Origin of the sequence: Paraburkholderia domus (assembly GCF_905220705.1) — a bacterium.
Lineage (GTDB): Bacteria > Pseudomonadota > Gammaproteobacteria > Burkholderiales > Burkholderiaceae > Paraburkholderia > Paraburkholderia domus.
This window is the reverse complement of sequence record NZ_CAJNAT010000001.1, coordinates 908,303-933,329: the sequence shown is the minus strand read 5'-3', so window position 1 is coordinate 933,329 and position 25,027 is coordinate 908,303. Positions and strand designations below refer to the sequence as shown.

At 62.1% G+C, this 25,027-nt stretch carries 26 protein-coding genes; 16 read left to right on the top strand and 10 right to left on the bottom strand.

Annotated features, from left to right (window positions below; all coding sequences use genetic code 11):
* Positions 1–173: 173 nt before the first annotated feature.
* The 6 genes from KHO31_RS04075 (at position 174) to KHO31_RS04050 (ending at position 6,545) form a co-directional block, all read left to right on the top strand.
* Complete coding sequence (locus KHO31_RS04075; RefSeq protein ID WP_201070309.1) at positions 174–1,208, top strand: methionine ABC transporter ATP-binding protein; 1,035 nt, start codon at positions 174–176, stop codon at positions 1,206–1,208.
* Entirely contained in the window at positions 1,198–1,851 is a 654-nt protein-coding gene (locus KHO31_RS04070; RefSeq protein ID WP_054037200.1) for a methionine ABC transporter permease, read from the top strand. Before KHO31_RS04075 ends, KHO31_RS04070 begins: the two co-directional genes overlap by 11 nt.
* Before the next feature lie 64 nt (positions 1,852–1,915).
* Positions 1,916–2,716 (top strand): MetQ/NlpA family ABC transporter substrate-binding protein, encoded by an 801-nt coding sequence (locus KHO31_RS04065; protein ID WP_201070306.1) that lies wholly within the window; start codon positions 1,916–1,918, stop codon positions 2,714–2,716.
* Positions 2,717–2,951: 235 nt separating this feature from the next.
* Positions 2,952–3,701 carry an electron transfer flavoprotein subunit beta/FixA family protein gene (locus tag KHO31_RS04060; RefSeq protein WP_201070304.1) on the top strand — a complete coding sequence of 250 codons (750 nt, stop codon included), beginning with the start codon at positions 2,952–2,954 and terminating at the stop codon, positions 3,699–3,701.
* A gap of 14 nt (positions 3,702–3,715) precedes the next feature.
* Positions 3,716–4,651 (top strand): electron transfer flavoprotein subunit alpha/FixB family protein, encoded by a 936-nt coding sequence (locus KHO31_RS04055; RefSeq protein ID WP_201070303.1) that lies wholly within the window; start codon positions 3,716–3,718, stop codon positions 4,649–4,651.
* Positions 4,652–4,754: 103 nt separating this feature from the next.
* A complete protein-coding gene (locus tag KHO31_RS04050) occupies positions 4,755–6,545 on the top strand; it encodes an acyl-CoA dehydrogenase (RefSeq protein ID WP_201070302.1) in 1,791 nt (596 codons plus the stop codon).
* Positions 6,546–6,691: 146 nt separating this feature from the next.
* Here the strand turns inward: KHO31_RS04050 and KHO31_RS04045 are convergent, their stop codons facing one another.
* Complete coding sequence (locus KHO31_RS04045; protein WP_201070301.1) at positions 6,692–7,978, bottom strand: D-amino acid dehydrogenase; 1,287 nt, start codon at positions 7,976–7,978, stop codon at positions 6,692–6,694.
* A 160-nt stretch (positions 7,979–8,138) separates the two neighbouring features.
* Here KHO31_RS04045 and KHO31_RS04040 point away from each other — a divergent pair, with 160 nt between their 5' ends.
* A complete protein-coding gene (locus tag KHO31_RS04040; RefSeq protein WP_201070300.1) occupies positions 8,139–8,627 on the top strand; it encodes an Lrp/AsnC ligand binding domain-containing protein in 489 nt (162 codons plus the stop codon).
* Between the two features lie 98 nt (positions 8,628–8,725).
* Positions 8,726–9,871 (top strand): PA0069 family radical SAM protein, encoded by a 1,146-nt coding sequence (locus KHO31_RS04035; RefSeq protein ID WP_201121791.1) that lies wholly within the window; start codon positions 8,726–8,728, stop codon positions 9,869–9,871.
* Between the two features lie 16 nt (positions 9,872–9,887).
* Here the strand turns inward: KHO31_RS04035 and KHO31_RS04030 are convergent, their stop codons facing one another.
* Both KHO31_RS04030 and KHO31_RS04025 read right to left on the bottom strand, forming a co-directional pair.
* Positions 9,888–10,355: an NINE protein gene (locus tag KHO31_RS04030; protein WP_201070295.1), complete on the bottom strand. Its 468-nt coding sequence runs from the start codon at positions 10,353–10,355 to the stop codon at positions 9,888–9,890.
* A 98-nt stretch (positions 10,356–10,453) separates the two neighbouring features.
* On the bottom strand, positions 10,454–11,656 hold the full coding sequence (locus tag KHO31_RS04025) for a PQQ-dependent sugar dehydrogenase (RefSeq protein ID WP_407945917.1): 1,203 nt from the start codon (positions 11,654–11,656) through the stop codon (positions 10,454–10,456).
* 172 nt (positions 11,657–11,828) lie between these two features.
* On the opposite strand from KHO31_RS04025, the gene rpsP reads away from it, so the two are divergent.
* The 6 genes from rpsP to KHO31_RS03995 all read left to right on the top strand — a co-directional run bounded on the left by rpsP (position 11,829) and on the right by KHO31_RS03995 (position 16,145).
* Entirely contained in the window at positions 11,829–12,083 is a 255-nt protein-coding gene (gene rpsP, locus KHO31_RS04020; RefSeq protein ID WP_006050280.1) for a 30S ribosomal protein S16, read from the top strand.
* A 117-nt stretch (positions 12,084–12,200) separates the two neighbouring features.
* Positions 12,201–12,944, top strand: coding sequence for a ribosome maturation factor RimM (gene rimM, locus KHO31_RS04015; RefSeq protein WP_201070291.1), 744 nt, complete (start codon positions 12,201–12,203; stop codon positions 12,942–12,944).
* Positions 12,945–12,968: 24 nt separating this feature from the next.
* Positions 12,969–13,736 carry a tRNA (guanosine(37)-N1)-methyltransferase TrmD gene (gene trmD / locus KHO31_RS04010; protein WP_201070289.1) on the top strand — a complete coding sequence of 256 codons (768 nt, stop codon included), beginning with the start codon at positions 12,969–12,971 and terminating at the stop codon, positions 13,734–13,736.
* Between the two features lie 155 nt (positions 13,737–13,891).
* On the top strand, positions 13,892–14,281 hold the full coding sequence (gene rplS / locus KHO31_RS04005; protein ID WP_012433948.1) for a 50S ribosomal protein L19: 390 nt from the start codon (positions 13,892–13,894) through the stop codon (positions 14,279–14,281).
* 93 nt (positions 14,282–14,374) lie between these two features.
* Entirely contained in the window at positions 14,375–15,091 is a 717-nt protein-coding gene (locus KHO31_RS04000) for an NUDIX hydrolase (protein WP_211622796.1), read from the top strand.
* 115 nt (positions 15,092–15,206) lie between these two features.
* Positions 15,207–16,145: a CobD/CbiB family protein gene (locus tag KHO31_RS03995; RefSeq protein WP_201070285.1), complete on the top strand. Its 939-nt coding sequence runs from the start codon at positions 15,207–15,209 to the stop codon at positions 16,143–16,145.
* Positions 16,146–16,155: 10 nt separating this feature from the next.
* Here KHO31_RS03995 and KHO31_RS03990 read toward each other — a convergent pair whose 3' ends face one another.
* From KHO31_RS03990 to KHO31_RS03980, 3 genes are read right to left on the bottom strand one after another with little or no spacing between them, the layout of a single operon-like run.
* Positions 16,156–16,476: a putative signal transducing protein gene (locus KHO31_RS03990; RefSeq protein ID WP_201070283.1), complete on the bottom strand. Its 321-nt coding sequence runs from the start codon at positions 16,474–16,476 to the stop codon at positions 16,156–16,158.
* 30 nt (positions 16,477–16,506) lie between these two features.
* Positions 16,507–17,448 (bottom strand): ribosome small subunit-dependent GTPase A, encoded by a 942-nt coding sequence (gene rsgA, locus KHO31_RS03985; RefSeq protein WP_201070281.1) that lies wholly within the window; start codon positions 17,446–17,448, stop codon positions 16,507–16,509.
* Positions 17,445–18,704 carry a M48 family metallopeptidase gene (locus KHO31_RS03980; protein ID WP_201084688.1) on the bottom strand — a complete coding sequence of 420 codons (1,260 nt, stop codon included), beginning with the start codon at positions 18,702–18,704 and terminating at the stop codon, positions 17,445–17,447. The genes rsgA and KHO31_RS03980 overlap by 4 nt, the downstream gene beginning before the upstream one ends.
* Positions 18,705–18,893: 189 nt before the next feature.
* On the opposite strand from KHO31_RS03980, the gene orn reads away from it, so the two are divergent.
* Positions 18,894–19,508 (top strand): oligoribonuclease, encoded by a 615-nt coding sequence (gene orn / locus KHO31_RS03975; RefSeq protein ID WP_201084687.1) that lies wholly within the window; start codon positions 18,894–18,896, stop codon positions 19,506–19,508.
* A gap of 22 nt (positions 19,509–19,530) precedes the next feature.
* Here orn and mog read toward each other — a convergent pair whose 3' ends face one another.
* Together mog and yjgA are read right to left on the bottom strand one after the other, a co-directional pair.
* Positions 19,531–20,175 carry a molybdopterin adenylyltransferase gene (mog, locus tag KHO31_RS03970; RefSeq protein WP_201070274.1) on the bottom strand — a complete coding sequence of 215 codons (645 nt, stop codon included), beginning with the start codon at positions 20,173–20,175 and terminating at the stop codon, positions 19,531–19,533.
* The gene (gene yjgA / locus KHO31_RS03965) at positions 20,156–20,767 is read right to left on the bottom strand and encodes a ribosome biogenesis factor YjgA (RefSeq protein WP_201070272.1); all 612 of its coding nucleotides are present in this window, start codon (positions 20,765–20,767) and stop codon (positions 20,156–20,158) included. The genes mog and yjgA overlap by 20 nt, the downstream gene beginning before the upstream one ends.
* A gap of 294 nt (positions 20,768–21,061) precedes the next feature.
* On the opposite strand from yjgA, the gene pmbA reads away from it, so the two are divergent.
* Entirely contained in the window at positions 21,062–22,432 is a 1,371-nt protein-coding gene (gene pmbA / locus KHO31_RS03960) for a metalloprotease PmbA (RefSeq protein WP_201070270.1), read from the top strand.
* Between the two features lie 195 nt (positions 22,433–22,627).
* Here pmbA and KHO31_RS03955 read toward each other — a convergent pair whose 3' ends face one another.
* The gene (locus KHO31_RS03955; RefSeq protein ID WP_201070268.1) at positions 22,628–23,128 is read right to left on the bottom strand and encodes a dihydrofolate reductase; all 501 of its coding nucleotides are present in this window, start codon (positions 23,126–23,128) and stop codon (positions 22,628–22,630) included.
* 271 nt (positions 23,129–23,399) lie between these two features.
* Positions 23,400–25,004, bottom strand: coding sequence for a sigma-54 dependent transcriptional regulator (locus tag KHO31_RS03950; protein ID WP_211622794.1), 1,605 nt, complete (start codon positions 25,002–25,004; stop codon positions 23,400–23,402).
* Positions 25,005–25,027 lie beyond the last annotated feature (23 nt).

Here is a 25,027-nt window from a genome sequence, read left to right as displayed (position 1 = left end):
TCGCGCCGGGCATGCCTCTAATGCCCTGTGGTTATGAAAAGATCGTAATTGATTATTAAAGGGAATGACGACGCTGCGGTAGAATTGCGGGCTCAAATCCCAATAAAAGCAACGGCGGCCGCTTGTCGGGAGCGCACAACGCTCGTTGGCAAACTCCGCCGTTTAGTTTTTCCATGATCGAAATACGCAATATCTCCCAGCGGTTCGCCGGGCCCCGGGGCTGGGTCGAGGCGCTGCACAATGTCAACCTGTCGATTCCGGCGGGCGAGGTGTTCGGCATTATCGGCCGCAGCGGCGCGGGCAAGAGCACGCTCGTGCGCACCCTCAACCTGCTGACGCGCCCGAGCGAAGGCAACATCGTCGTCAACGGCCGTGATCTGACAACGCTGCCCGCCGCGCAATTGCGCGAGGCGCGTCGCGAAATCGGCATGATTTTCCAGCACTTCAACCTGCTGTCGTCGCGCACGGTGTATGAGAACGTGGCGTTGCCGCTCGAACTCGCCGGCATGAAACGCGACGAGATCGAAGCGAACGTGCTGCCGCTGCTCGAACTGGTCGGCCTGTCGGCGCAGAAGGATCGTTACCCGGCGCAGATCAGCGGCGGCCAGAAGCAGCGCGTCGGCATCGCGCGTGCGCTGGCGAGCAAGCCGAAGGTGCTGCTCTCCGACGAAGCGACTTCGGCGCTCGATCCAGAAACCACGCGCGCGATCCTCGATCTGCTCAAGCGTATCAATCGCGAATTGAACCTGACGATCGTGCTGATCACGCACCAGATGGACGTGATCAAGCAGGTCTGCGACCGCGTCGCCGTGCTGGATGCAGGCCGTGTGGTCGAAGAGGGCAAGGTCATCGACGTGTTCCTGCAACCGCATCATGAAGTGACGCGCGCGCTGATTGGCGACGTGATCGCGCAGGAACTGCCTCCCGCCATGAAGGCGCGAGTGGCTGAACGTCTGAAGACTGGCAGCGGTCATTTGCTGCGCCTTGCGTTCACCGGCTCGGGTGTCGACCAGCCGATCCTGTCGGAAACGATTCGCCGCTACGAACTCGACTTCAACATCCTGCACGGTCAGATCGACGAGATCCAGGGGCAGGCGTTCGGCTCGCTAGCGGTGCTCGCGGGCGGCGAACCGGCGAAGGTGGCGGAGGCGCTGACGTATCTGCGCGAACAGGGTGTGGTGGTCGAGGAGCTGTCGTATGTTGAGTGAAATGTTCGATATGTTCGTCCAGTCGTTCTGGGAAACGCTCGTGATGGTCGGCATTTCCGGACTGGTCGGCGCGGCGGTCGGTTTGCCGCTCGGCGTGCTGCTGTATCTGACGGATCGTCAGGGCGTGCTGCAAAACATTGCCGTGAATCGCGTGATGGGCGTGATCGTCAACGCGGTGCGTTCCACGCCATTCATCATCTTGCTGGTCGCGGTGATTCCGTTTACGCGCCTCGTGGTGGGTTCTTCTATCGGCACGGCTGCGGCCGTGGTGCCGCTCACGATCGCCGCCGCGCCGTTCATTGCGCGTCTGGTTGAGACAGCGTTGCGCGAAGTCGATCGCGGTCTGATTGAAGCGGCGCAGGCAATGGGCGCGACCACCAGCCAGATCGTCTTCAAGGTGCTGTTGCCGGAATCACTGCCGGGTGTAGTCGCCGGTTTGACGATCACGTTTGTCTCGCTGGTCGGCTATTCGGCGATGGCCGGTGCGATCGGCGGTGGCGGTCTCGGCGATCTCGGCATTCGCTACGGGTATCAGCGTTTCCTGCCGGAAGTCATGGTGACGGTCGTGGTGATCCTGATCGTCTTCGTGCAACTGGTGCAGTCGTTCGGGGATTGGCTCGTGCGTCGTTTGAGCCATAAGTAAGCAGCGATAAACAAGGGTCATCGGAACCCGCTAAACAGAATCTTCAGATTCGGAAAGGTCCATCATGCAACGTCGTTTCATTCTCAAGCTGGCCGCTACACTTGGCGCCGCGTCGCTGTTCGCTGCCGCCACGGCGGCTCACGCTGAAGATACGATCAAGGTCGGTGTCACCGGCGGCCCGCACGCGCAGATCATGGAAGTCGTGAAGACGGTCGCGGCAAAGAACGGTCTGAACATCAAGATCGTCGAGTTCTCCGACTACGTGCAGCCGAACGCAGCGCTCGCCGGCGGCGACCTGGACGCGAACAGCTACCAGCATGACCCGTACTTGCAGGCACAGGTCAAGGACCGCGGCTACAAGTTGATTCGCATCGCCGATACGGTCACGTACCCGATGGGCATCTATTCGAAGAAAGTGAAGACGCTGGCTGAATTGCAGCCGGGCGCGAAGATCGCGGTGCCGAACGATCCGACCAATGGTGGACGGGCACTCCTGTTGCTGCAGAAGCAAGGGCTGCTGAAGCTGCGCCCGGATGCGGGTCTGAAGGCGACGCCGCTCGATATCGTCGACAACCCGAGGAAGCTGAAGATCGTCGAACTCGACGCCGCGCAAATTCCGCGCTCGCTGAACGACGTGGACGCCGCCGCGATCAATACGAACTTTGCGATGGAAGCGGGTCTGAAGCCCAAGCAGGACGCCATCGCGATCGAAGACCCGAAGGGTCCGTACGTGAACATCATCGCAATCCGCGAAGCTGACAAGAGCAAGCCGTGGGTTGCGAAGCTGGTCGCAGCGTATCATTCACCGGAAGTGAAGCAGTTTGTCGAGAGCAAGTTCGGCGGATCGGTGATCACCGCCTGGTGATCTGACGGTTTCGCCTGGCAAGACACGACGGCAATGCAAAATTAGAGTCGTAAGTCTTAACCCGGGGTTGTCTCCCGGGTTTTTTCGAGATTAAAATAGAACGACCGTTCGATATTGCCGTCACGCCGCTGAGGAGCGATATCCTCCTGCTAAAGCCGCCCACGACACGGCTGCCATGAGGGCAGTCGCTATAATGTTCGTTGGGTTGACGTATTCGTAACTTTGGAGCGTGTGCATGAAAATCCTGGTGCCAGTCAAGAGAGTGGTCGATTACAACGTGAAAGTTCGAGTGAAATCGGACGGTACGGGCGTCGACATCGCGAACGTGAAGATGTCGATGAATCCGTTCGACGAAATCGCGGTTGAAGAAGCCGTTCGTCTGCGGGAAGCGGGCGTGGCGACCGAAGTGATCGCCGTGTCGTGCGGTGTGACGCAGTCGCAGGAAACACTGCGTACGGCGCTGGCCATCGGCGCGGACCGCGCGATCCTGATCGAGTCCAATGAAGATCTGCAGCCGCTGGCCGTTGCCAAGCTGCTGAAGGCGCTGATCGACAAGGAACAGCCTGGGCTGGTCATCCTCGGCAAGCAGGCCATCGACGACGATTCGAACCAGACCGGCCAGATGCTGGCTGCGCTGGCTAACCTGCCGCAAGCCACGTTCGCCTCGAAGGTTGTCGTGGCCGACGGTAAAGCTACGGTGTCGCGCGAAGTCGACGGCGGCGCGGAAACGCTGTCGCTGAGCTTGCCCGCTGTGATCACGACCGACCTGCGCCTGAACGAGCCGCGTTATGTCACGCTGCCGAACATCATGAAGGCGAAGAAGAAGCCGCTGGAAGTCATCAAGCCGGAAGATCTCGGCGTTGATGTGACGCCGCGTCTGAAGACGCTGAAAGTCGTCGAGCCGCCGAAGCGCTCTGCCGGTGTGAAGGTGCCGGATGTGAAGACGCTGGTCGAGAAGCTGAAGACCGAAGCCAAGGTGCTGTAAGGGAGACGGACGAAATGACGAATCTGGTAATTGCAGAACACGATAGCGCATCGATCAAGGCTGCGACGCTGAATACGATTGCAGCCGCGCAGAAGATTGGTGGCGATATTCACGTGCTGGTGGCAGGGCACAACGCACAAGCGGCGGCAGATGCAGCAGCGAAGATTGCAGGTGTTTCGAAAGTATTGCTGGCCGACGCGGCGCAACTCGAAGCGGGCCTCGCAGAAAACGTCGAAGCAACGGTGTTGAACATCGCGAAGGACTACACGCACATCCTGGCGCCGGCGACCGCCTACGGCAAGAACATCGCGCCGCGCATCGCCGCGAAGCTCGACGTCGCGCAGATCAGCGACATCACCGCGGTGGACAGCGCCGACACGTTCGAGCGTCCGATCTACGCGGGTAACGCGATCGCGACGGTGCAATCGGCTGACCCGATCAAGGTCATCACGGTCCGCACGACCGGCTTCGACCCGGTTGCAGCAGAAGGCGGCAGCGCAACGGTCGAGAAGATCGAAGCGGCAGCCGACACGGGCCTCTCGCAATTCGTGAGCCGCGAAGTGACGAAGCTGGACCGTCCGGAACTGACGTCGGCGAAGATCATCGTCTCGGGCGGCCGCGGTCTGGGTAACGGCGAGAACTACACCAAGGTTCTCGAACCGCTGGCTGACAAGCTGAACGCAGCGCTGGGCGCATCGCGCGCAGCAGTGGATGCGGGCTTCGTGCCGAACGACTATCAGGTCGGCCAGACCGGCAAGATCGTCGCGCCGCAACTGTATGTGGCCGTCGGTATCTCGGGTGCGATCCAGCATCTGGCCGGTATGAAGGACTCGAAGGTCATCGTCGCCATCAACAAGGACCCGGAAGCGCCGATTTTCAGCGTCGCCGATTATGGTTTGGTGGGCGATCTGTTCACGCTTGTGCCGGAACTCGTTAGCGAGCTCGGCTAACAGCCACAGCGCCGAGTAACAGGCGTCTGGCAGCACACGAAAGGGCGTGGGACCTATCAGGTCCGGCGCCCTTTTTTTATCGAAAGACAGGAGGAGAACTGAAATGAGCTACACGGCGCCGATCAAGGACATGTTGTTCGTGATGAAAGAACTGGCCGGTCTCGAAGATATCGCGACGCTGCCAGGCTTCGAAGACGCGAATCTCGACACGGCTCAGGCCGTGCTCGAAGAATCGGCGAAATTGTGCGGTGAAGTGCTGGCGCCGTTGAACGTCGAGGGCGATCGCAATCCGAGCAGCTGGAAAGACGGCGTGGTCACCGCAACGCCCGGTTTTAAGGACGCATTCCGCCAGTTTGGCGAAGGCGGCTGGCAAGGCGTGCAACATCCGGTCGACTACGAAGGCCAGGGCCTGCCCAAGCTGATCGCCACGCCGTGCGTCGAAATGCTCAACGCTTCGAACCTGTCGTTCGCGTTGTGTCCTTTGCTAACAGACGGCGCGATCGAAGCGCTGCTGACTGCCGGCACGGAAGAGCAAAAACAAACCTACGTGCCCAAGTTGATTTCCGGCGAGTGGACCGGCACGATGAACCTGACCGAGCCGCAAGCCGGCTCCGATCTCGCGCTGGTGCGCACGCGCGCCGAGCCGCAGGGCGATGGTTCGTTCAAGCTGTTCGGCACGAAGATTTTCATCACGTGGGGCGAGCACGACATGGCGAAAAACATCGCCCATCTCGTGCTGGCGCGCACGCCGAATGCACCGGAAGGCGTGAAGGGCATTTCGCTCTTTATCGTCCCGAAGTTTCTCGTCAACGAAGACGGCTCGCTCGGTGCGCGCAACGACGTGCATTGCGTGTCGATCGAGCACAAGCTCGGCATCAAGGCGAGCCCGACCGCGGTGCTGCAATTCGGCGATCATAGCGGCGCGATCGGTCATCTGATCGGCGAAGAAAATCGCGGTCTCGAATACATGTTCATCATGATGAACGCGGCGCGTTTCGCGGTGGGTATGCAGGGTGTGGCGATGTCGGATCGCGCGTATCAGAAGGCCGTTGCGTATGCGAAGGATCGCGTGCAAAGCCGGCCGGTGGATGGCTCCGCGAAACAATCGGTGGCGATCATTCAACACCCCGATGTGCGCCGTATGCTTGCGACGATGCGCGGCCTCACGGAAGCATCGCGCGCGTTGGCGTATGTCGCCGCGGCTCACAGCGATATCGCGCATCGTCATCCTGACGAAGCGTTGCGCGCTGAACATCAGGCGATCTACGAATACTTGGTGCCGATCGTGAAGGGTTGGAGCACGGAACTGTCGATCGACGTGACGAGCCTCGGCGTGCAGGTGCACGGCGGCATGGGTTTCATCGAAGAAACGGGCGCCGCACAGTACTACCGCGACGTGCGCATTCTGCCAATCTACGAAGGGACGACCGCGATTCAGGCTAACGATCTGATCGGCCGCAAGACTGTGCGGGACGGCGGCAAGGTCGCGAAGTTGCTGCTGGCTGGTGTGGCTGAAACGATTGAGGCGCTGGGCGCGCAACAAGGCGCGGCGTTCGATTCGATGAAGAAGTATCTGACGCAGGGTCATCGCTCGCTGGGCGCGGCGGTCGATTTCGTCGTCGCCAACACGAAGAGCGATCCGAACGCGGTGTTCGCCGGCAGCGTGCCGTACCTGAAGCTGGCGGGCGTCGTGCTGGGTGGCTGGCAGATGGCGCGTGCGTTGCTCGTGGCGGCTGAAAAGCGCGACGAAGATCCATCGTTCTACGGCGCGAAGATCGCGACGGCGCAGTTCTACGCAGAGCATGTGCTGCCGCTGGCCTCGGCGTTGGAAGCGTCGATCGTCAGCGCGAAGGGTGGGGAGAGTGTGCTGGCGTTGTCGGAAGATCAGTTCTGATGTCGCACTTCTCTCGAGCGATGTAGCGAAAGCTCGTGTGCAAAAAACAAACGGCGCCCTGTGAGGCGCCGTTTGTTTTTGTCAGGCCGGTTTGTCTGGGGCGACGAACCGGCGTAACCGCTCGCGAAGCGTTAAAACGTTAAATCTTATGCATAGGCCGGACGATGCGAGCCGTTGGTCTCGCCGAGATAGCGATGCACCGACAGATCATCCGCCTTGATCACCGGCTGCTTGCCCGACATCACGTCGGCCAGCAATTGTCCCGAGCCGCACGACATCGTCCAGCCCAGTGTGCCGTGACCCGTATTCAGGAACAGGTTCGGCACAGGGGTGCGGCCGACGATCGGCGTGCCGTCCGGCGTCATCGGGCGTAGACCGGTCCAGAAGGTGGCCTTCGACGTATCGCCGCCGCCCGGGAACAGATCGTTCACGCACAGTTCCAGCGTTTCGCGGCGCGCCTGGCGCAACGACTTGTCGAAGCCGACGATCTCCGCCATGCCGCCGACGCGAATCCGGTCGTCAAAGCGCGTGATCGCGATCTTGTAGGTTTCGTCGAGCACGGTCGACACTGGGGCTGCTGCTTCATTGACGATCGGTGCGGTGATCGAATAGCCCTTGAGCGGGTAGACCGGAATCTTCACGAGGCCGGACAGGAATTTCGTCGAGTACGAACCGAGCGCGACAACGAACGAATCCGCGCGCACCAGTTCCGCACCGCATTGCACGCCGGCGATACGGTCACCTGCCATCGCCAATGCGTCGATCGGCGTGTTGTAGCGGAACTTGACGCCCAGTTGTTCGGCGAGCGCGGCGAGGCGCGTGGTGAACATCTGGCAGTCGCCGGTTTCGTCGCCCGGCAGGCGCAGACCGCCCGTCAGCTTGTGCGAGACCGCGGCGAGCGCAGGTTCTGCTTGTGCGAGTTCGGCCGACGACAGCAGCTCATACGGCACGTTGGCTTCCTGCAGAACGGCGATGTCTTTCGCGGCACCGTCGAACTGCTGCTGAGTGCGGAACACCTGCAGCGTGCCGCCCGTGCGGCCTTCGTACTGGATGCCGGTTTCGGCGCGCAGCGCTTGCAAACAATCGCGGCTGTATTCGGCGAGGCGGACCATACGGCCCTTGTTCACCGCGTAACGCGCCGACGTGCAGTTCTGCAGCATCTGCCACATCCATTGCAACTGGAATTGCGTGCCGTCGAGGCGGATCGCCAGCGGTGCATGCTTCTGGAACATCCACTTGACGGCCTTCAGCGGTACGCCCGGCGCCGCCCACGGCGACGCGTAGCCCGGCGAGATCTGGCCGGCATTGGCAAAGCTGGTTTCGAGCGCCGGGCCGGCCTCGCGATCGATCACCGTGACTTCGTGACCGGCACGCGCCAGATAATAAGCACTCGTCACGCCGACGACGCCACTGCCCAAAACGACGACTCGCATAGCTGCTCCAGAGAAAGGTCTGAGGGCGGCGCGCTCGTCGATTCGTTGGAATTCGTTCGATTAACGAGGTGTAACGCGGTTCGCCCAGTGATAACCGCTATACTATTAACAGTCAGGTAGGTTTTGTTATTGTATTTTCAAGATTTTCAGCAAAAACACCATGCGCACACAACGGCAACCGGTCCGGGCCCTCGACAAACTCGATCACAAGATCCTGCGGCTCCTGCAGCAGGACGGCCGGATGGCAATGAAAGACCTTGCCGAACATGTCGGACTGTCGGTTACGCCTTGCATTGAGCGTGTGAAGCGGATGGAGCGGGACGGCGTCATCACCGGCTATCACGCACGCGTGAACCCGGCTGAACTGGGCGCGGCGCTGCTGGTGTTCGTCGAGATCACGCTCGATCACAAAAGCGGCAACATGTTCGACCAGTTCCGCCGCGAGGTGCAGAAGATTCCGGAGGTGCTGGAGTGCCACCTTGTCTCGGGCGACTTCGACTACCTGATCAAGGCGCGCATCGGAGAAATGGCCGACTATCGCAAGCTGCTGGGCGACATCCTGTTGCAACTGCCCGGCGCGGTGCAGTCGAAGAGCTACGTGGTGATGGAAGAGATCAAGGAAACGCTCACGATTGCGGTCGGCGATTAGCTCACGCGGAAGGTGTGTAGCGGGACTCGACAAACGGCGTAAACACTGTATATTTATACAGGTGTTTTGCGCCGTTTTTGTTTTTTCGTGCTCCAGCCGTGACCGATTCCGACATCCATTCCGCTAACGAGTTTCCGATCGCTCCGCCCACGCCCCGCAAGGGGCGCGGCGCCGTGACGAACCTGCAAGGCCGTTACGAAGTCGATCAGCGCGAAGTGGTGGACGACGGCTGGCTTTCGTCACCGGAAGAAGACAGCGAGCCCAAGGCCTTACGCACGCAGGTTTTCGAAGAGCGCGCCAAGACCATTCTCACGCGCAATGCGTCGCCGGATATTCCGTTTGGTGTGTCGCTGAACCCGTATCGGGGCTGCGAACATGGTTGTATCTACTGCTTCGCTCGGCCTACGCATAGTTATCTGGGGCTCTCGCCGGGGCTCGACTTCGAAAGCCGCATCTACGCGAAGGTCAACGCGCCGGAGTTGCTCGAGCGCGAGTTGTCGAAGAAGTCTTATGTGCCCGAGCCGATCGCGCTCGGCGTCAATACAGACGCCTGGCAGCCCGCCGAGCGCGATTTGCGGCTTACGCGGCGGGTAATCGAAGTACTCAGCGAGCGGGGCCATCCATTTGCGGCGATCACCAAATCGTCGCTGATCGAGCGCGATCTCGATCTGCTCGCCCCCATGGCGGCGCGCGGGCAGTTCATGGCGGCCATTACGATCACCACGCTGGATGCGGATATCGCACGCACGCTCGAGCCGCGTGCGGCCACGCCGTCGCGCCGATTGCGCACGATCCGTACGTTGAGCGAGGCGGGTATCCCTGTTGGCGTCAGCATTGCGCCGGTGATTCCGTTCGTCACCGAGCCGGACATGGAGCGCGTGTTGGAAGCCTGTGCGGAGGCCGGCGCATGCAATGCGAGCTACATCGTGTTGCGCTTGCCGTGGGAAGTGGCGCCGCTATTCAAAGATTGGCTCGCGGCGCATTTTCCCGATCGGGCTGATCGGGTGATGAGCCGTGTACGCGACATGCGGGGCGGTAAGGACTACGACTCGTCCTTCTCCACGCGAATGAAGGGAGAAGGCTTGTGGGCGGACCTGCTGAAGCAGCGCTTCCACAAGGCCGTGCGCCGGCTCGGGTTAAACCGGCGCGATCGCGGCATTCTGGATATGTCGCACTTTCGTCGGGCCGAGTCGGTGCGCGTTGAACCGCCGCGGCGCGACGATCCTCAATTGGATCTTTTTTAGCGCAACGCGCGGTGGTTTATTGCGACAGCGCTTTGGCGGCCTGCACCTGACCTTCGAAGTAAGTCTGGAACGAGATCGCGAGGCCCGTCATCAGCAGGAACGCGCCGATCAGCAACGAAAAGATCACGATGAAAATCACGGTCCAGCCAGAGCGGCTTTTGCGCTGGGTTTGCGCGTTGAACTGCGCATCCCATTTTTCATCCGGCCGCAGGCCGTAGACGATCGCAGCCAGAAAGGCTGAGAGCAGCGAAACGGCGCCAAAAAAAGCGAGCACCCAGCCGAGCATCGAGGCACGCTCGCTTGCCACGACCAGCATGGCGCCTGGAATTCCGATCAGCGTGCCGAGCAGATGGGCCCAGCCGTAAATGTCGCGCGCGCCATACAAATAGAAACGGTGGGCGCCCAGGCTGCCAAAGAAGAATGCCAGCGCGGCGGTAATCGTCTTGGATCTGAAATGCGAGGAAGTCGAAGCAAGAGTGGACATGTAGGCAGGAGCAGAGTGACAGGCGGTCGAAAGGGGCGGGGCGCCGGTGGGCACGGACCGACGCGCATTCTACGCCCGCCGCGCGCTTACGGCTCAAGCTAAGGCGCTGAATAGGTCACGCGGTAGACTGCTCCAGCGTAGTCGTCGCTGATCAGGAGCGAACCGTCAGGCATCGGTTGGACGTCGACCGGGCGGCCCCATACCACTTCTCCCGGTTGGAGCCAGCCTTCGGCAAAGACTTCCTGATGCGCGTTGCTGCCGTCCGGGTTGGTGATCACCCGCACGACCCGGTAGCCGACTTTCGTGCTGCGATTCCATGAACCGTGTTCGGCGACAAAAATATTGTCTCGATAAGCGGGCGGAAACATCGAGCCGCTGTAAAAACGCATGCCGAGCGAGGCGACGTGCGCGCCAAGTTTGACAACTGGCGGCGTGAAGGCGCTGCACGGATGGTTTTTGCCGAATTCGGGATCGGGCGTGTCGCCGCCGTGGCAGTACGGAAAGCCGAAGTCCATGCCGACGTGTGGTGCGCGGTTGAGCTTGTCGTCCGGTACGTCGTCGCCCATCAGGTCGCGACCGTTGTCGGTGAACCACAACTCATGCGTCACCGGATGCCACGCGAAGCCGACCGTGTTGCGAACGCCGCGCGCCACGACTTCATAGTGGCTGCCGTCTGGGTCCATGCGGCCGATTAGCCCAAAGCGGTCGCGGTCTTTCAGGCACACGTTGCAGGGCGCGCCTTGCGGCACGTACAGCTTGCCGTCCGGCCCGAAAGCGATGAATTTCCAGCCGTGATGAGTCTCTGTCGGCAGTTTGTCGGTGACGACGGCGGGTTTGGGCGGGTCGTTCAGATGGGCGTCGATCGCATCGAAGCGTAGAATCTTCGACACTGCGGACACATACAGCGCGCCGTCCCGCCACGCCACGCCCGCCGGTGTTTCCAGTCCGGAGGTGATCACGTGGCGAGCCGTCACTCGCCCGTTCTGCAATTCGAGCGCGTAGACGTGGCCGTCGAGGCTGCCTATATAAAGAATGCCCTTCGGCGAGAGCGCCATCCCCCGTGCGCTCGGCACCTCGTCCGACAGGACCTCGATATGAAAGCCCGGCGGCAGTTTGATGCGCTCGATCGGCAGCGCGGCTAGCGCTGGCAGGGCAGTGACAGCGAGCAACAATGTCGCGCCCGCTCTCAGGGCCTGAACGCGGACCGTGCGCACAAAGCCGGCAAACAGCGAAAAGCCCGCAACTCGCCGAAAAACGGCGGACAAAGCGAAAAAAACCGCAGGCGGCGGCAGGAGTTTCACGGGCGCTCCGTCAGGTAATTCGGGCGTTTCGGCGTGGTCCGAGGTCCTCGCGGGTATGGCCGGCGCAACCCCGTCGCTCAGTTTATCCCGGTAAGTGTTTGTTATGGCGTCGGTTTCCCGCTATAATCGCGTGTTTCAGTCGTTCCGCACCCCGGTTTTCAAGGATTCTAATATGGTCATCATCCGCTTGGCTCGTGGCGGCTCCAAGAAGCGCCCGTTCTACAACATCGTCGCAACCGATTCGCGTAACCGTCGTGACGGCCGCTTCATCGAGCGCGTTGGCTTCTACAACCCGGTCGCTACGAAGGGTGAGTCGCTGCGTATCGCTCAAGACCGCCTGACGTATTGGCAAGGCGTTGGCGCACAACTGTCGCCGACCGTCGAGCGTCTCGTGAAAGAAGCGCAAAAGGCGCAGCCGGCTGCTTAATGGTAGCTAGCATGCGGATCGTCGTCGGTTCGGCCGGCGGCTCGCGCAGCTTGCGTGAGCAGTCCGATGCGCGAGTTTTACTGAAGCAGGCGTCGAAGTTGGCAGCGAGGTTCTCTTATGTCTGATCGTGATTCCGGTAGTTCTGATCGCGTAAAGGCAAAAGCGGCAAAAGCAGCAGCCCCGCGCGCGAAGACGTCTGGTCAGGCGCCGTTTGGTGCATTCGTCCGCAAGCCGGTCGAACGGGCCGAAGGCAAGGCGAAAGCCGAAGTTGCAAGCGCCGGTTCCGAGGCAGCAGGAATGCGCGTGGAAACGGCGGAAAGCTGGCCAGCCGATGCGGTCGAGGTCGGTGCAATTGTCGGCGCTTACGGCCTCAAAGGCTGGGTCAAGGTAGCCGCTCATGCGGATGCCGGACATGGCGGCGACGCATTGCTAAGCGCGAAGCGCTGGTGGCTGATGAAAGGCCACGAGCGCAAGTCGGCGCCGTCATTGCAGGCAAAAACCCATAGCGACAGTGTCGTTGCCCATCTGGGCGGCGTAACTGACCGCGATGTGGCATTGGCCCTGCGCGGCACGCGCGTTTATATCAGCCGCAGCGAATTTCCGGCTCTGGAAGCCGACGAATTCTACTGGGTCGACCTGCTCGGCCTGGATGTGGTGAACGTTGCCGGGGTCAACCTCGGCAAGGTTGCAGACATGATCGACAACGGTGCGCACTCGGTGTTGCGCATCGAATACCCGGATACCGACAAAAGCGGTAAGCCGGTCACCGGCGAGCGCTTGATCCCGTTCGTCGGCGTCTTTGTCAAAACGGTGGATCAGGCGGCGAAGCAGATCATCGTCGACTGGGAAGCCGATTACTAAATAACTCGCTGACCGGAGAGAGCGATGCAGTTCGATGTCGTGACGCTCTTTCCTGACATGTTTCGCGCGCTAACCGACTGGGGTATCACCAGCCGTGCGGCGAAGCAGGAGCGCTACGGGTTGCGCACGTGGAATCCACGCGATTTCACTACTGACAACTACCGTACAATCGACGATCGCCCCTACGGCGGCGGCCCCGGCATGGTCATGCTGGCCAAGCCTCTGGAAGACGCGATCGGCGCGGCGAAAGCGGCGCAGGCGGAGCAGGGCATCGGCGCGTCGCGCGTCGTGATGATGTCGCCGCAAGGCGCCACGCTGAATCACGATCGTGTTATGCAGTTCGCGGCCGAACCCGGTCTGATTCTGTTGTGCGGGCGCTATGAAGCGATCGATCAGCGTTTGCTCGACCGTGTCGTCGACGAAGAGGTCAGTCTCGGCGACTTCGTGCTGTCCGGCGGCGAATTGCCGGCGATGGCGTTGATGGATGCCGTGGTGCGTCAGTTGCCCGGCGTGCTGAACGACTCGCAATCGGCGGTGCAGGATAGTTTTGTCGACGTGCTGCTGGATTGTCCGCATTACACGCGTCCGGAGGAATATGACGGCTTGCGTGTACCCGATGTGCTGCTCGGCGGCCATCATGCGGAAATCGAAGCGTGGCGTCGGCGTGAAGCCTTGCGCAATACGTTGAACAAACGGCCCGATCTGATCGTGAAGGCCAGAAAGAACAAGATGTTGAGCCGTGCCGACGAGGCATGGCTTACGAGTCTCGCGAAGGAAGCGTCGAAGGCGTAAAGCCTTGGTCTTTCGAGCGGACATAGGCGGTGCCGCACATGCGTGTACGGCGCCAGATGTGAACCCATCCTCTATCGGGGCCGTAGCCAAGCGCAACAGGTAAAACCCGCGCGCGGCAGGTACGAACGCCGACAAGATGGACTTAGGAGTCAGTGATGAATCTGATTGCAATACTCGAGCAGGAAGAAATCGGCCGCGCCCTCGGCGAGAAGACCATTCCCGAATTCGCCCCCGGCGATACGGTGATCGTCAGCGTGAACGTGGTTGAAGGTACGCGTAAGCGTGTTCAGGCTTACGAAGGCGTGGTCATCGCCAAGCGTAACCGTGGTCTGAATTCGTCGTTCATCGTCCGCAAGATTTCGTCGGGCGAAGGCGTCGAGCGTACGTTCCAGACGTACTCGCCGCTGCTGGCAAGCATCGTCGTGAAGCGTCGTGGCGATGTCCGTCGTGCGAAGCTGTACTATCTGCGCGACCGTTCGGGCAAGTCGGCTCGAATCAAGGAAAAGCTGGTCGCGAAGAAAGACCGCGCTGCTCCGGAAGCGTAAAAGCTGTAAGAAAAAGCACCCCTCGCGGGTGCTTTTTTGTTTGCCAGGTCAAAATAGCGGCATGTCCCCTATCCGCTCATTCCGAGAGACCCGTTGATCCGCCCCGCCTTCGAGCCTGAAACTCTGCCTGTCGAAGCGACGGGTGCCGATCTGCCACCGGTGGTTGCCGGGCGCCTGACGCCCGACGGTCTGCGTGCGCGTTTCGAGCAGCGTCTTAGCTGGACGCCTGAACCGATTATCGAAGTGCCCTGGCGCGACGTACGCGCCGATCCGCGCGTTGCCGCCGTGCTGGTGCCGCTGGTCGTGCGCGATAACGGTCTCACCGTGCTGCTGACCCAGCGTGCCGACCATTTGAACGACCATGCCGGTCAGGTGAGCTTTCCCGGCGGCCGTCATGAACCGTTCGACGCAGATTCGACCGCCACGGCTTTGCGCGAGGCGCAGGAAGAAGTCGGACTCGATCCGTCGCGCGTTGAAATTCTCGGTGCGTTGCCCGACTATCTGACGGACACCGGGTTTCGCGTGTCGCCCGTGATCGGTCTCGTGCATCCGCCTTTCACGTTGAAAGTGGATGCACTCGAAGTGGCCGAAGTCTTCGAAGTGCCGCTCGCTTTTCTGATGGATCCCGCGAATCACGAAGAACGCGTGTTTCGCTACGAAGACGGCGAGCGACGCTTCTTCGCCATGCCTTATCCGCGAGCCGCGTCGGCAGAAGCTGAAGATCGTGAGGGTGGGGTGGGCGGCCACCATTTCATCTGGGGCGCGACAGCGGCGATGCTGCGCAACTTCTATCGATTTCTCGCGGCATAAGCTACGTCGGTCCGTGCAGTTGTCGGGTGTTTGTCAACGTCTGCGCTCAGTCGCATCCGACCCTGTGCTATCGTTATAAAACAATCGTAAAAACTCAAAAAGCACGGCGCACCGCATGACTTTTTTCTCCGTATTGCTGGCTCTGATTATTGAACAGGTCCGCGCGCTGTCGCTGAACAATCCGGTGGCGGCGTTGCTTCAATACCATGCGGAGTCGGCGGCGCACGGATTCGATGCCGGCAAGCCCAGACATGGCGTGCTTGCGTGGCTCGTGGTGGTGGTGCCCTGGACGCTGGCCGTCGCGCTCATCTACTACGTGCTTTATCACATTCACTTTGCGCTCGCCTTCCTGTGGAACGTCGCCGTGCTGTACTTCACGCTCGGCTTCCGGCAGTTCAGCCACTACTTCACCGACATCCACCTCGCGTTGAACAACGACGATGTGCCGCGCGCGCGTGAAATCCTGAATGAATGGACCGGGCTCGACACTGTCGACATGCCCGTCAGCGAGATCGTGCGTCATACGTTGATTCACGCGGTGGTCGCCTCGCATCGGCACGTGTTCGGGGTGTTTTTCTGGTTCCTGATTCCGGTTGGGCCGGCGGGCGCGGTGCTGTATCGGATTGCCGAGTATCTGGCGCGTACGTGGGCGCGACCAGTGGACGATCGTACCGCCGCGTTTTCGAGTTTCGCGCAGCGCGCTTTCTTCGTGATCGACTGGGTGCCGGCGCGGCTGACCTCGCTGGGCTTTGCGATTGTCGGCAATTTTGAAGACGCGATTTATGCGTGGCGCAACCACGCGCGTCAGTGGCCGGATGCGAACGACGGCGTGCTGCTCGCCGCGGGCAGTGGGGCGCTGGGTGCGCGTCTGAGCGGCCCGCTTGCCGAGCCGTCGAGCCTCGATGCGCTGGCCACCGGCGACGGTGGGCCGATGCAGGTCGGCGACGACTGCACGCCCCGTACGCTGCAGTCGGCGGTGGGTCTCGTGTGGCGCGCGGTGGTGCTGTGGATGATCTTGTTGCTGATGCTGACGATTGCCGTGTGGCTGGCGTGATCTAACCGCTTCACCCATCCAGCGGATCACGCGCCGTCCCGCACTGCCAGCACACCGTGAACTGCGCCTCGAGCGTCTCCCCGCACTGGCGGCATTGCCACGAAGGCGTGCCCGCAGCCGGTCCATGCGACGCTGCATCGATCAGGCGCCGCGCCATCGCCTCATCGCGTTCATCGACGAGCCACAGCTCTGGCGCACACTGATCCGCCGGAATATCGCCGAGCGCGCCGTTCAGATAACGGTTGTGCAACTCGCAAGCGATGCCTGCCGTCTCCAGCACATTGACCCAATGCTGTCCGATGATCAGGTTCGGCGCACGCATCAATTTCATCGTGAATCCGTGGGTTGGCAGCGACGCGCGTCAGCGCACGATCTGGCTGGCTTCGTGCACCAGTTGCGTATACAGGGCGTGCCGTTCGCGCCGGATCCGGCCATCGTCGACGGCTTCGAGAATCGCGCAGCCCGGCTCCTGCAAGTGATGGCAGTTGTAGAAGCGGCAGTTCGGCAACAACGGCCGGAACTCGGGAAACGCGCGTTCGAGCCGGCCTTCGGTCAAATGATGCAGGCCGAATTCCTGGAAGCCCGGCGAATCGATCAACGCACCGCCGTCGTCACCGGGCAAAGGGTAGAGCCGCGTGAATGTGGTGGTATGCCGGCCGCTGTTCAACGCGGTCGAGATCTCGCGTGTGGCGACTTCGGCATTCGGAATCAGCAGATTCACCAACGTCGATTTGCCCATGCCCGATTGGCCGAGCAGCAGCGTCGAGTGACCTTGAAGATGTTCGATCAAAGCGGCACGCGCGGCATCAGGCTGGGTCTTGATCGACACTTCGACCACGGTGTAGCCGAGCGCGCGGTACGATTCGAGCCGCTTGCGCGCGCCTTCCAGCGCGCCGGTCACATCGATCTTGTTCAACACGATCAACGGCTTCAGCTCGTTTGCCTCGGCGGCGACCAGCGCACGCCCAAGCAGGTCCTCGCTGAAATGCGGCTCGGTCGCGAGCACGACCAGCAACTGATCGAGATTCGCGGCAAACAGTTTCGACTTGTACTGATCCGAGCGATACAGCAGATTGCGCCGCTCGCCGATCTCGACGATCACGCCCTGATCCGCCGAAGTCGGTTCGTAAATCACGCGATCGCCGACCGCCACTTCGCTGCGCTTGCCGCGCGGGAAGCACTGGAGCATCGGGCTGCCGTCTTCCGGCGCGACCATGTAGTGGCGCCCATGAGCGGCAATCACGAGCCCTGCTACGCGCGTGCTGGACGGCGCGCGCGGCGCTTTCGGGGAGCGGGCGCTCATGCGTGCCGCAGCAGGCGGTCGATCCGCTGCGACGCCGGCGGATGCGAGTAATAGAACGCGGTGTAGAGCGGGTCCGGCGTCAGGGTCGACGCGTTGTCCTCATACAGCTTGACGAGCGCGTTGACGAGGTCTTGCGCATCGGTTTGCGTCGCGGCGAAGGCGTCGGCTTCGAACTCGTGCTTGCGCGAGCTCAGGCTGCCGAGCGGCGTGACAAAGAACAGGAACACCGGCAGCGCGAGGAAGAACAGTACCAGTGCGAGGCCGCTATTGCCGCCGATCAGCGACGGCCGCACGCCCAGTCCTTCATAGAACCACACGCATTGCGTCAGCCAGCCGAGCAGGGCGAGCATCACGAGGCTGATCGCGAACATGACGATCATCCGCTTGATCACGTGACGCCGCTTGAAGTGGCCGAGTTCGTGCGCGAGCACTGCTTCGATCTCGTTGCCCGACAGACGCGCGAGCAGCGTGTCGAAGAACACGATCCGCTTGGCCGCACCGAAGCCGGTGAAATATGCATTGCCGTGCGCCGAACGGCGGCTGCCGTCCATCACGAACAGACCCTTGGCGGCGAAACCGCAGCGTTTCATCAGCGCTTCGATGCGGCTTTTCAGCGCTTCGTCCTTGAGCGGCTCGAACTTATTGAAGAGCGGCGCGATAAACGACGGATACAGCACCAGCACGAGCAACTGGAATGCGACCCAGACGATCCATGTCCACAGCCACCACAGGCTGCCGGCCTGGCTCATCAGCCACAGCACGACGAACAGAAGCGGCAGGCCGAACGCGGCGCCGAGCAGGACGCCCTTGAGACGGTCGAGGAAGAAAATTCCCTTGCTCATCCGGTTGAAGCCGAAGCGTTGCTCGACCACGAATTGCCGGTAGTACTCGAACGGTAGATCGATCACGCTGGTGATCGCGATTACCGCAGCGACCAGCGCGATCTGGCCGGCGTAGCCACGGCCAAGCCAGTCGGAAATCGCCAGATCGAGCGCCTGCACGCCGCCCAGCAGCGTCAGACCGATCAGCACGGCCGCGCCGACGACGATCTCGATCATGGTCAGCCGCGTGCGTTCGACGGTGTAGTCGGCGGCGCGCTGGTGCGCGGTGAGCGCGATGGTGCCGGCAAACTGGCTCGGCACCTGCTCGCGATGGCCTGCGACGAAGCGGATCTGCCGCGACGCGAGCCACAGTTTGGTGCTGACCATCGCCACGACGGCGACGACGAACAGAACAGTGAAGTACAGGGTAGGCATCCGGGGATTCCGTGGTATCTATGCGAGAATTATATGTTTCTTCCCGCCTGACGGCGGGGGATAAGCCTAAACCCGGCTCAAACCCGGCCCAAGCAGGCCCAAGCCGGCCCAAACCAATCTCATACGAACAATCGCCGCGGCAAGCCTGCTTCCAGAGAAGCGGTCCGCCCGGCCATCAGGGTTGCCTTCATGACTGACATCCTCGCCTCCACCGAACAGCCGCCGCTCGTGCGCAGCGACATGAATCTCGTCTGGCTGGACATGGAAATGACCGGGCTCGAACCGGACACCGACCGCATCATCGAAATCGCGGTGGTCGTGACGAATTCGACGCTCGACCGAATGGTTGAAGGGCCGGTGCTGGCGATTCATCAGAGCGACGAGATGCTCGCTAAAATGGATCAGTGGAACCAGAACACGCATGGCCGCTCAGGCTTGATCGACCGCGTGAAGGCGTCGACGGTAAGTGAAGCCGACGCCACCGAACAGATTCGCGATTTTCTCGCGCAATATGTACCGCCGGGCAAATCGCCGATGTGCGGCAATTCGATCTGCCAGGACCGCCGCTTCATGGCGCGGTGGATGCCGGATCTGGAGCGCTTCTTTCACTACCGCAATCTCGACGTCAGCACCCTGAAGGAACTGTGCCGCCGCTGGCAGCCGGCCATCTACAAGGGCTTCCAGAAGCGTGCGATGCACACTGCGTTGGCCGACATCCATGAATCGATCGACGAGCTGAAGTACTACCGTGAGCATTTCCTGATTCCGGCGGCCTCGCAGGTCCCGGAAACGCCCGCGGAATAACCCGTCAGCCGCCGTTTCAGTTTCAAGCCTGCCGAGGCGCGCGCTGCGCGTTCTTCGGCCGGAACGCCTTCACCACGTCGGCGTTGGTTTCCACATACGGACCGCCGATCAGGTCGATGCAATAGGGCACCGCGGCGAAAATCCCCGGCACCTTCACTGCGCCGCCTGCTTCGGCGTCACGCAAGCCTTCTAGCGTTTCCTTGATCGACTTCGGCTGCCCTGGCAGGTTGACGATCAGCGCCGCGTGCTCCGCGGTTTCGCGGATCACTGCCACCTGGCGCGACAGAATCGCGGTCGGCACGAAATTCAGGCTGATTTGCCGCATCTGCTCGCCGAAACCCGGCATTTCCTTGGTTGCCACCGCCAAAGTCGCTTCCGGCGTCACATCGCGGCGCGACGGGCCGGTGCCGCCGGTGGTCAGCACCAGATCACAGCCGACTTCGTCGACCAGTTCGATCAGCGTGGCGGAAATGACGGGCGCGTCGTCCTGAATCAGGCGCGTGACCACTTGAAACGGGGAGGTCAGGGCGGTGCCGAGCCATTCTTGCAGCGCGGGTATGCCTTTGTCCTCGTACACGCCGGTGGACGCCCGGTCGCTGATCGACACGAGGCCGATCACGATTTCGTCGGGGTGCTGACGTGCTGCCTTAGGCGTCGCGGTCGTCATCGTCGTCTTCCTGGGCGTCGTCCGCATCGGAATCGGTGGCGGCAGACGGGCCGTCGGCGTTCTTGATCCACTGGAACAGCTCGCGGAAGTAGCGCGGCGGCTTGCTTTGCTGCGCTTCCTTGCGGGCGTTGCGGATCAGCGTGCGGCCCTGCTGCGGATCGGCGTTGGGGTGCTGGCGGATGAATTCGGTCAGCGCGGCGTCGTCGGCGAGCAGTTTCTCGCGGGTGCGCTCGATCCAGTGCAGCTTGGCCGTTTCTGCCTTGTTGACGCCATTATAGGTGTCGAGCGCGGTGCGCAGCGCGGCGGTTTCCTCGTCCAGCAGCGAGCGCATCACACGCCCGACGTACTGAACCTGGCGGCGCTTGCCTTCGTGATCGGTGATGCGGCGCGCTTCGCGCACGGCGTCATCGAGTTTTTCGGGCATCGGCATGCGCTTGAGCGCGTCTTTCGGCAGCGCGATCAGCGCCGAGCCCAGCTCCTGCAGCTCGTGCATTTCGCGCTTGAGCTGGGACTTGCTGGGACGGTCGTAGCCGTTCTCGTCGACTTCCGGCTCGGCGGATTCGATCGGTTGAATGCGGGTTTTGCGTGTCATACCGATATTGTAGCGTGCCGCGGGCTCCGAACCCGCCGTGCCGCTGTGCACAAGGCCGCGCCCGCGCGTTTTTGGCCAACGCGGCAGACCCGGCAAGCCGGGACAACGCCAGGACAACGCCAGAGCAAAGCCGAGGCAACGCCAGCCTCAGCGAATGCCAGGTACAGCTTCGCGTACCTTGCTATGATCGCGGGATGCGTGACCACGCACACGCGCACGCAAAAATGCGCGCGCATGTGCATGGCATGGGCGAACACACAGGGCCGCGCGGCCCCGAACAGGACGGCAACGACAATGGCAGCAGACATGGACGTCAAGCAGCGCTTTTTTCCGCATACCCAGGATGAACTGAAGGAAATCGCCTCGGACATCCTTCGTCACGCGAAGTCGCTCGGCGGTACCGACGCGGCAACCGAGATTTCCGAAGGCGACGGCCTGTCCGTCTCCGTGCGGCGCGGCGAAGTCGAAACGATCGAACACAACCGCGACAAGATGGTTGGCGTGACGGTGTTCATCGGCAACAAGCGCGGCAACGCGAGCACCTCGGACTTTTCGTCGCAGGCATTGAAGGACACGGTCGCGGCGGCGTACAACATCGCCCGCTTTACGGCCGAAGACGACTGCGCAGGCCTCGCCGAGGCAGAATTGCTCGAAACCGCACCGCGCGATCTCGACCTGTATCACCCGTGGAATCTCTCCGCGGACGAAGCGGTGGAAATCGCCCGCCGCTCGGAAGACGCCGCTTTCGCGACCGATCCGCAGATCAAGAACTCGGAAGGCGCAAGCGTCTCGGCGCAGCACTCGCAATTCGTGCTGGCCACCTCGCGCGGCTTCCTTGCGGGCTATCCGTACTCGCGTCACTACATCGCGTGCGCGCCGATTGCCGGCAGCGCGCGCAACATGCAACGCGACGACTGGTACACGTCGACCCGTAGCGCGGCAGACCTTGCCGATCCGGAAGCGGTGGGCCGTTACGCGGCGCAGCGGGCGCTCTCGCGCATCGGCGCGCGTGGACTCGACACGCGCAAGGTGCCGGTGCTGTTCGAAGCGCCGCTCGCCGCCGGCATTCTCGGCGCGTTCGTGCAGGCAACGAGCGGCGGCGCGCTCTACCGTAAGACCTCGTTCCTCGTCGACAGCCTTGGCAAACCGGTGTTCGCGCCGCATGTCCAGGTGGTCGAAGATCCGCACGTCGCGCGTGCAATGGGCAGCGCGCCGTTCGACGAAGAAGGCGTGCGTACGAAACAACGTTCGGTGGTGAAGGACGGCGTGGTGGAAGGCTACTTCCTGTCCACTTACTCGGCGCGCAAGCTCGGCATGCAGACCACCGGCAACGCCGGCGGCTCGCACAATCTGTCGCTGCGCAGCTCGAAGACGCGTCCGGAAGACGACTTCGAGGAAATGTTGCGCAAGCTCGGCACGGGCCTGTTGCTGACTGAGCTGATGGGGCAGGGCGTGAACTATGTGACGGGCGACTATTCGCGCGGCGCGTCGGGCTTCTGGGTCGAGAATGGCAAGATCCAGTATCCGGTCGAGGAAATCACCGTGGCGAGCACGCTGCAGGAGATGTTCCGCCATATCGTCGCGATCGGCGCGGATACGATCACGCGCGGTACTAAGGAAACGGGCTCGGTGCTGATCGAACGGATGACGATCGCGGGGCAGTAAGCGGTTCGATCAAGTTACGCCCAAACCGGCCGCAGACCACTCGCGGCCCGGTCGTAAAGCAGGGCTGGAAACAGAAACGCCACGCATGCAACTGCGTGGCGTTTTTTATGCGTGCGTGGCGGCGGGTGGCGAATGATGAATGCGCAAAACCTGGTGCGCGAAGCGCGGACCGTCAGTCAGGCGTGGCGCAAAACATCAGGCGCCCTTGCGCTTATACGTCACGAATGCATAGTCGAAGTCATTCGGTGCGTCCGCGCGATGCGTTTCATGCGCGACTTCTTCCCATTCGCTTTCGTCGAGCTCCGGGAACGTGGCGTCGCCTTCGAAGTCGGCGGAAATCTCGGTGATGATCAGCTTGTCCGCCTGACGCAAACCTTCTGCATACAACTGCGCACCGCCAATCAGAAACGCTACCGGCGCCTGGTCCTGCGCGGCGAGCTTCAGTGCGTCTTCAAGGGTAGTGGCCGTGTCGCAGCCCTGAAAGCGCCGCGCGGCGTCCCGTGTCACGACAATGTTGCGGCGTCCCGGCAACGGCCGGCCGATCGATTCATGCGTCTTGCGGCCCATGATGATGGGCGCGCCCATCGTGGTGCGCTTGAAGAACGCGAGGTCTTCGGGAAGTCGCCAGGGCAACTGGTTGTCGCGGCCGATCACGCCGTTATTGGCGCGAGCGACGATCAGGGTGAGCGTCGTCATCGAATGGAAAGGGGAACGTAACCGGGTTGATTCTACCTGAGGCGCAAGAGGGTGCCGCTGTGCATGCCGGTTCGCAGCGCGGATGTGTGGCTACGCAAGCTCCTGCCTGACCGCTCACGCTTCCGCCGCGGTGGGGCAAGTGAAGCGCAGGCTGGGCCGGCAGCGCTCCCACCACGGCAGGGCGCGGCGTGGTTCTGCGCAGGCGGTGCCGCACCGTGGCAGGCAATCCCGCGCCGCCGGCCGCGCCAGTCAACCCAGCCGGCGCGGCGCGTCATTTGTGCGAAGGTCCTTCCGCGGCGAGCGGTTCAAACGACGCCTTCTCGTCGGCCGCACTCAGCTCCCGCAATCCGTGGTGGCCCATCAGCCGGTACAGCGTCACGCGCGAGATATTCAGATCCACGGCCGCCTCGTTCAGCCGATGACGATGCCGCAGCAGCGCCGCTTCGATCGCGCGCTTCTCGGCGGCATCGCGTGCCTGCGAGAGGCTCATGGTCTGTTGCTCGGTGAACTGCGCGAGGTCGAGGTCGTCGGCGGAAATCAGCTTGTTTTCCGCCATCACGATCGCGCGGCGCACGCGGTTGATCAGCTCGCGCACATTGCCGGGCCAGTTGTAGTTGTACAGCGCCTCGATCGCCGACGGCGTAAAGCCACGGATCTTGCGCGCGCTGTCGGTTTTGAACTTGTGCATGATGTGATGCGCGAGAATCTCTATGTCCTTGCCGCGGGCACGCAACGGCGGTTCGTCCACCCGCAGCACGCACAGGCGGTGAAACAGGTCGGCACGGAACTGGCCCTCGCGCATCGCGACCTCGAGATCCACGTGGGTCGCCGAGATGATTCGCACGTCCACCGGGATCGATTCGCGGCCGCCGAGCCGCTCGATCTTGCCTTCCTGCAAAAAGCGCAGCAGGCTTGCCTGGCTTTCCATCGGCAGGTCGCCTATTTCGTCGAGCAACAAGGTGCCGCCGTCCGCAGACTCGACCCGGCCGATCTTGCGCTGGTTCGCGCCGGTGAATGCGCCACGTTCATAACCGAATAGTTCGGACTGCAACAGATGATGTGGAATCGCGCCGCAGTTGATGGCGACGAACGGCGCCTTGCGGCGCGGCGAGCGTTCGTGGATCGCCAGCGCGGTGAGTTCCTTGCCGGTGCCGGATTCACCCGAGATGAACACGCTGGCGTCGGTATTGGCGACTTTGCGGATGGTGCGGAACAGTTGCTGCATCGCCTCGCAGGTACCGACCATTTCGTCGTCGTCATCGGCGGCGGGCGCGGCGGGCGGGATCTCATCGGCATCGCACAACGTCACCATGCCGAAGGCATGACTGGCGAGGTAGTCGATCGTGGCGTTGGCCACCGGCGTTTTGACGTAGTCGAAGCAGTAGTGGCGGATCAGGCGCCGCACATCGGGGTCGGTGAGGCGCTCCGCAGTGGCGAGCGCAATCCAGCCGATCTGCTGCTGACGCAGGCTCGCTTCGAGGCCGCCAAGGTCGCGCAACGCAAAGCTGGCCAGATCGACGATGCCGGCGCATATCACGTCAGGCTTGGAGAGGCGCGCGACCTCATGCGCCGAGCGGGCTGCCATCACGTGCCAGCCGCGGCTCTTCAGATGGGCGATCAGCGTCTCGTCCGGCGTGCGCGCAACGTACAGCAGCACCCGTTCGGTCTGCGCGTGCAGCAGACAGGTCTCTTTCGCGGCGGCGGGCTCGTGCAGGCGTCCCGCAGCGGACTCCTGAGGGCGCGCCAAAGAGACTTCCGCCGGTCGCCCTGCGAGGACTTCCGTCGCTCGTGTCACAGGGGCTTCCTGCGCTCGGGCAATCGACAGATGAGCGCCGGAGGGCGGTGTAACACTGCTCAGATGGGGTGATTCGCGCACGATCAACCTCGTATCGTTGGCAC

Coding starts and splice junctions, on each gene's coding strand:
- KHO31_RS04075 (WP_201070309.1), top strand. CDS start 174: ATGATCGAAATACGCAATATCTCCCAGCGGTTCGCCGGGCCCCGGGGC.
- KHO31_RS04070 (WP_054037200.1), top strand. CDS start 1,198: ATGTTGAGTGAAATGTTCGATATGTTCGTCCAGTCGTTCTGGGAAACG.
- KHO31_RS04065 (WP_201070306.1), top strand. CDS start 1,916: ATGCAACGTCGTTTCATTCTCAAGCTGGCCGCTACACTTGGCGCCGCG.
- KHO31_RS04060 (WP_201070304.1), top strand. CDS start 2,952: ATGAAAATCCTGGTGCCAGTCAAGAGAGTGGTCGATTACAACGTGAAA.
- KHO31_RS04055 (WP_201070303.1), top strand. CDS start 3,716: ATGACGAATCTGGTAATTGCAGAACACGATAGCGCATCGATCAAGGCT.
- KHO31_RS04050 (WP_201070302.1), top strand. CDS start 4,755: ATGAGCTACACGGCGCCGATCAAGGACATGTTGTTCGTGATGAAAGAA.
- KHO31_RS04045 (WP_201070301.1), bottom strand. CDS start 7,978: ATGCGAGTCGTCGTTTTGGGCAGTGGCGTCGTCGGCGTGACGAGTGCT.
- KHO31_RS04040 (WP_201070300.1), top strand. CDS start 8,139: ATGCGCACACAACGGCAACCGGTCCGGGCCCTCGACAAACTCGATCAC.
- KHO31_RS04030 (WP_201070295.1), bottom strand. CDS start 10,355: ATGTCCACTCTTGCTTCGACTTCCTCGCATTTCAGATCCAAGACGATT.
- rpsP (WP_006050280.1), top strand. CDS start 11,829: ATGGTCATCATCCGCTTGGCTCGTGGCGGCTCCAAGAAGCGCCCGTTC.
- rimM (WP_201070291.1), top strand. CDS start 12,201: ATGTCTGATCGTGATTCCGGTAGTTCTGATCGCGTAAAGGCAAAAGCG.
- trmD (WP_201070289.1), top strand. CDS start 12,969: ATGCAGTTCGATGTCGTGACGCTCTTTCCTGACATGTTTCGCGCGCTA.
- rplS (WP_012433948.1), top strand. CDS start 13,892: ATGAATCTGATTGCAATACTCGAGCAGGAAGAAATCGGCCGCGCCCTC.
- KHO31_RS03995 (WP_201070285.1), top strand. CDS start 15,207: ATGACTTTTTTCTCCGTATTGCTGGCTCTGATTATTGAACAGGTCCGC.
- KHO31_RS03990 (WP_201070283.1), bottom strand. CDS start 16,476: ATGAAATTGATGCGTGCGCCGAACCTGATCATCGGACAGCATTGGGTC.
- rsgA (WP_201070281.1), bottom strand. CDS start 17,448: ATGAGCGCCCGCTCCCCGAAAGCGCCGCGCGCGCCGTCCAGCACGCGC.
- KHO31_RS03980 (WP_201084688.1), bottom strand. CDS start 18,704: ATGCCTACCCTGTACTTCACTGTTCTGTTCGTCGTCGCCGTCGTGGCG.
- orn (WP_201084687.1), top strand. CDS start 18,894: ATGACTGACATCCTCGCCTCCACCGAACAGCCGCCGCTCGTGCGCAGC.
- mog (WP_201070274.1), bottom strand. CDS start 20,175: ATGACGACCGCGACGCCTAAGGCAGCACGTCAGCACCCCGACGAAATC.
- yjgA (WP_201070272.1), bottom strand. CDS start 20,767: ATGACACGCAAAACCCGCATTCAACCGATCGAATCCGCCGAGCCGGAA.
- pmbA (WP_201070270.1), top strand. CDS start 21,062: ATGGCAGCAGACATGGACGTCAAGCAGCGCTTTTTTCCGCATACCCAG.
- KHO31_RS03955 (WP_201070268.1), bottom strand. CDS start 23,128: ATGACGACGCTCACCCTGATCGTCGCTCGCGCCAATAACGGCGTGATC.